General features: G+C 60.6%; 6 protein-coding genes and 1 pseudogene. All 7 read left to right on the forward strand.

Annotated features, from left to right (window positions below; genetic code table 11):
• Positions 1-95 precede the first annotated feature (95 nt).
• Positions 96-761: a riboflavin synthase gene (locus A3714_RS02015; protein WP_062815783.1), complete on the forward strand. Its 666-nt coding sequence runs from the start codon at positions 96-98 to the stop codon at positions 759-761.
• A 115-nt stretch (positions 762-876) separates the two neighbouring features.
• Positions 877-1986: a bifunctional 3,4-dihydroxy-2-butanone-4-phosphate synthase/GTP cyclohydrolase II gene (gene ribBA, locus A3714_RS02020; RefSeq protein ID WP_062815784.1), complete on the forward strand. Its 1110-nt coding sequence runs from the start codon at positions 877-879 to the stop codon at positions 1984-1986.
• Between the two features lie 90 nt (positions 1987-2076).
• Positions 2077-2547, forward strand: a complete 471-nt coding sequence (gene ribE, locus A3714_RS02025) for a 6,7-dimethyl-8-ribityllumazine synthase (protein WP_062815785.1) — start codon at positions 2077-2079, stop codon at positions 2545-2547.
• A 60-nt stretch (positions 2548-2607) separates the two neighbouring features.
• Positions 2608-3060, forward strand: coding sequence for a transcription antitermination factor NusB (gene nusB, locus A3714_RS02030; protein ID WP_062815786.1), 453 nt, complete (start codon positions 2608-2610; stop codon positions 3058-3060).
• Positions 3061-3100: 40 nt separating this feature from the next.
• Positions 3101-4054 (forward strand): thiamine-phosphate kinase, encoded by a 954-nt coding sequence (gene thiL / locus A3714_RS02035; protein ID WP_082844693.1) that lies wholly within the window; start codon positions 3101-3103, stop codon positions 4052-4054.
• 118 nt (positions 4055-4172) lie between these two features.
• On the forward strand, positions 4173-4658 hold the full coding sequence (locus A3714_RS02040) for a phosphatidylglycerophosphatase A (RefSeq protein WP_062815787.1): 486 nt from the start codon (positions 4173-4175) through the stop codon (positions 4656-4658).
• Positions 4659-4836: 178 nt separating this feature from the next.
• Positions 4837-5277, forward strand: a pseudogene (locus A3714_RS02045) (GGDEF domain-containing protein); the annotation flags it as partial.

Genomic DNA, 5277 nt, shown 5'->3' on the forward strand with positions numbered 1-5277 from the left:
GGTAAACATGGAAAACCTCGTTATTTTTCACCGTAGGAGCGTCGGTGATCGCGCCGCCAGCGACGCTCCTACGGTGAAAAATAACGAGGTTTTCCATGTTTACCGGCATTATTGAAGCCATGGGCCAGGTCGCGGCCATGACCCCCAAGGGGGGCGACGTGACGTTGTTGATCAAGAGCGACGCACTGGACTTTTCCGATGTGCAGCTGGGTGACTCCATTGCCGTCAACGGCGTCTGCCTGACCGCCACGGCCCTGCCCGGCGGTGCTTTCGAGGCAGATGTGTCCGGTGAAACCCTGTCGCTGACTTCTCTCAAGCAGATTGCTGTGGGCAGCCAGGTTAACCTGGAAAAGGCGCTGACACCGACCACCCGGCTGGGCGGACACCTGGTCAGTGGCCACGTGGACGGCCTGGGCAAGATCGTGCAGATGAAGCAGGATGCCCGCTCGGTGCGCATTGATATCGAGGCGCCGGCGGAGCTGGCCCGCTACATCGCCCACAAGGGCTCCATTACCGTGGATGGCATCAGCCTGACGGTGAACAGCGTGGCGGGTGCGGTGTTCTCTCTGAACATTATTCCCCATACCCAGGATGTGACCACCATTGGTCAGTGGCAGGTGGGGACGCCAGTGAACCTGGAAGTTGATATCATAGCCCGCTATCTGGAGCGCCTGTTGCTGGGCGACAAGGCCGCCGAGCCGAATGCGGAGGGTATCTCCATGGCATTTCTGGCCGAAAACGGGTTTTTGAAGGGCAGTTGAAAGTGAAAAGTTGAAAGTAGAAACGCGGATCAGGGCTGGACGTTGGTTGTCGCCGTCTCAGCCGCGCTTTTCAACTTTAAACTTTGGACTTTCAACTCCAACAGCGAGTGAAGTTATGCAGCTCAACAGTATTGAAGAACTGATCGAAGACATTCGCCAGGGCAAGATGGTCGTCCTGATGGATGATGAAGACCGGGAAAACGAGGGTGATCTGGTCATGGCCGCCGAGCATGTAACCGCCGAGGCCATCAATTTCATGGCCAAGTATGGCCGTGGACTGATCTGCATGCCCATGTCCCGGGAGCGCTGCGAGCTGCTGGAGCTGCCGTTGATGGTGCAGAGCAACGGCAGTGGTTTCGGTACCAAGTTCACCGTGTCCATCGAGGCCCGTGAAGGGGTGACCACCGGCATTTCCGCCGCGGACCGCGCCCGCACCGTGCAGGCCGCCGTGGCACGCAATGCCCGCGCCTATGACATTGTGCAGCCTGGCCACATCTTCCCGTTGATGGCCGAGCCCGGTGGCGTGCTGCGTCGCGCCGGTCATACCGAAGCGTCCTGTGACCTGGCCATGCTGGCCGGTTGCGAGCCTGCCGGGGTGATCTGCGAGGTGATGAACGAAGACGGCTCCATGGCTCGCCGGGAAGATCTGGAAGTGTTCGCCAAGGAACATGACCTGAAAATCGGCACCATTGCGGACCTGATTCAGTACCGCGCCCTGAACGAGAAGACCATTGAGCAGGTATCCGATAATGCCCTGGATACCTGGTATGGCGACTTTCGTCTGGTGGCTTTCCGCGACACCGTGGACGGGCTCACCCATGTGGCACTGGTGAAAGGCGAGATCAGCGAAGACAGGGAAGTGACGGTTCGGGTGCACCAGGTGGACCCGTTGCGGGATCTGATGAGCGCCAAGATGAATGGTCGCACCGGCTGGAACATGCATCGGGTGCTGGAAGCCGTTTCCGAGGCCGATGCCGGTGTGGTGATTATTCTCGGCCAGGATTATGAATCCCAGGACACCGTGGAGCGCCTGGAGAGTTTCTTTGGCGGCACCGCCGCCAAGCCCAAGGGTGAATCCCGTGCCTACCGGAATATTGGCACCGGCTCCCAGATCCTCAAGGCCCTGGGCGTGCGCAAGATGCGCCTGCTCAGCTCGCCGATGAAGTTCAACGCGCTCAGTGGCTTCGATCTGGAAATCACCGAGTACGTGGAAGCGGATAGTTAAGCGAGTCGAACGTCTGAGATCGGACGTTCGACAGCACGTTAAATACTGCGTCGGTCGCCTTGCGCCACCGGCACTGACAGGAAGGCAAGCATGCAAAACATCAAAACCCTGGAAGGCACTCTGAACAATGTGGGCGGTCGTTACGGCATCGTCGTGGCCCGTTTCAACAGTTTTGTGGTGGAAGCCCTGCTGGAAGGCGCGGTGGATGCACTGGTGCGTCACGGCGTCAGCGCGGATGACATCGAGATCATCCGGGTCCCCGGTGCCTGGGAATTGCCGGTGGCGGTGAAGAAGATTATCGAAAAGCGTGATTACGACGCGGTAATTACCCTGGGTGCGGTGATTCGTGGCGGCACCGCCCACTTTGAATATGTGGCCGGCGAAGCCGCCAAGGGCATTGCCGGTGTGCAGAATGCCACTGGTGTGCCGGTGGTCTTCGGTGTGCTGACCGTGGATACCATCGAACAGGCCATCGAACGTTCCGGTACCAAGGCCGGAAACAAGGGGGCTGAAGCGGCCATGAGCGCGCTGGAAATGGTTTCCCTGTTTAAGGCACTGTAATTATTCGGGACGCGGCGCGGGGCGCAGGCGTCCCGCACCACTTCCTGACGTTGAGGCAGCATGAACAATCCTTCTACACCCAGTGCCCGCCGCAAGGCGCGCCGATTCACCATGCAGGCCCTGTATCAGTGGCAGCTGGCCGGTGCCGCCGTGAGCGACATCGAAGCCCAGTTCCTGGCCAACCAGGATTTTGCCAAGGCAGATCGTGAGTACTTCCATGACCTGCTGCACGGGGTACCGGCCCAGGTGAAAGAGCTGGACGAGCTGCTGACGCCTTTTCTCGATCGTCGGGTGGAAGAGCTCTCCCAGATCGAGAAAGCGATCCTGCGGCTGGGCGCCTTCGAGCTCAAAGAGCGGCTGGATGTGCCCTACCGCGTGGTGATCAACGAAGGTATCGAACTGGCCAAGGTGTTCGGTGCCGACGATTCCTTTAAGTACGTCAACGGCGTACTCGACAAGCTGGCGCGCAAGCTGCGCTACCAGGAAGCGTCCGAACGTCCTTTCCGCGATTGAGCGGGTGCGCGCAGGGCCCCCTGCGCGCTATGCTTCTCCCATGACAGCTTCCCCCACGTCGCACACGCTGGATGAGTTTTCCCTGATCCGGCGCTATTTTCATCGCCATGGCCACCACGGGCAGGATGCCGGCGTGGTGCTCGGCCCCGGTGATGATGCCGCGATCCTGATTCCTCCCGCTGGCCAGCAATTGGTGATGACCCAGGACACCAGCCTGGAAGGTCGCCATTTTCCCGCCGACATGGATGCCGCGGATGTGGGCTACCGCTGCCTGGCAGTGAACCTGTCGGACCTGGCGGCCATGGGCGCGGATCCTCTCTGGTTCCTGCTCTCGCTGACCCTGCCCGATGTGGATGAGGCCTGGCTGGCCGGGTTTGCCGATGGCCTGTTTGCGCTGGCGGACCGTGCTGGTATTTCCCTGGTGGGCGGGGATGTGACCCGGGGACCGCTGTCCGTTTCCATTCAGGCCACCGGCGCGGTGCCACCGGGGCAGGCCCTGCGCCGTGATGGCGCGCAGGTTGGCGATCGCATCTGTGTGGGTGGGGTGACCGGCGCCGGGCTGCTGGGGCTGCAGCAATGGCAGCAGGGGAAGCGCAGCGGTGCTGCCATTGATCACTTCCGGCGCCCCTCTCCGCAGCTCAGTCTGGGGTTGGCCCTGCGTGGCCGCGCCACCGCGTGCATTGATATTTCTGACGGGGTGCTGGCGGATCTGGGGCATATCCTGGCCGCATCCGGTGATCTGGGGGCCTGCTTGCAGGAAGGCGCCTTGCCGTTGCATTCAGCGTTGCTGGCCGGTTGCAGTGAGCAGGAGCAGCGCCGATTGCAGCTCCAGGGCGGTGATGATTATCTGCTGCTCTTTACCTTGCCAGAACAGGAAAGCCTGCCGCCGGGCTGCTATTGTCTGGGGACGGTGGAGCAGCAGCAGGGCCTGCGACTGGCAGCCCCGGATGGAACAATAACCACGTTGCAAGCCAGCGGCTGGCAGCACTTTTGATAACGTAGAGTTGGAGCAGGGTGCACTGAGCCTAAGCGAACTGCACCGGCCCAACGTCTGATGGTGCAGTTCGCCTTCGGCTCAGTGCACCCTACGTCATAATGAAAGAGAATTGTCGATGGAACTGAAACGCCCGAAGATGACAAACCCGGTTCACTTTCTTGCCTTCGGCTTTGGTTCCGGGTTGGCGCCCATTGCTCCGGGTACTTTTGGCACCCTGGCGGCCATGCCTATCTGGTGGCTGTGTGCCCAATTGCCTCTGTGGGGCTATTTGCTGGTGACAGCGCTGGTGATCGCGGTGGGACCATTCCTGTGCGGCAAAACCTCCCACGACATGCATGTGCATGATCACCCGGGCATTGTCTGGGATGAAATTGCCGGCTTGCTGATCACCATGATTGCGGTGCCGGTAACCTGGTGGGGGGCGCTGGCAGGGTTTGTCGCTTTCCGGGTGTTCGACATCATCAAGCCCTGGCCCATTGGCTGGCTGGACCGTCGCGTGGACGGCGGCTTGGGGATCATGGTGGATGACCTGTTGGCCGGGGTGTATGCGGCGGTGGTGGTGCAATTACTGATTGCCTTTTTGCCGCAGTGGTTTACCTGAGTCGAGGGCTGACCATCGCAGGCCACAGATCGCCCGGCATCCACGTGCTGTTGCATTGTCCGGATTCCCCCCTAATATCGTTTTGTCACTACCGCTGGCGCGAAAAGGATGGCGCCGCGCAGTGTTAACTTTTAGCCTGAACGAATAATAACTGACCAACCGCAGGCAGGGATTTGCCATGTCGGATACCGATCCCCGTTCCAGGCGGGTGGTGGTGCCGGGGGTGCGCTGGTTACGCTTTCCCCGGCGCCTGGAAACCGAATACCGTGACTATCAGTGCCGGGAAGCCGTGGAAGGTTTCCGGGTCAATGCCTTCTATATCCTTCTGCTTTACGTCCTGTTGATCACCGGTATCTACGCGCTGGCGCCGGAAGCCGTGCGTGGCCGCTGGCTGGCCACGTATACCTGGGTGGGCGTCATTGTGCTGGTGGCGGGTGGTCTGGCCCAGGTGTCGGCGCTGAATCGTTATTTCCCCTGGTATGCGGGGCTGGGCAGTTTTCTTGCCGTGGCGGTGTCCATGGCCATTCCCGGCTTTATCGACGGCCCCGTTGCCGTTCAGCTTGCCCATGTGTCGGTGATCTATGCCCTGGTGATTGTCTACGCCATGGTGGGGTTGCGT

This window comes from Alcanivorax sp. HI0007 (assembly GCF_001635525.1).
Taxonomy (GTDB): Bacteria; Pseudomonadota; Gammaproteobacteria; order Pseudomonadales; family Alcanivoracaceae; genus Alcanivorax.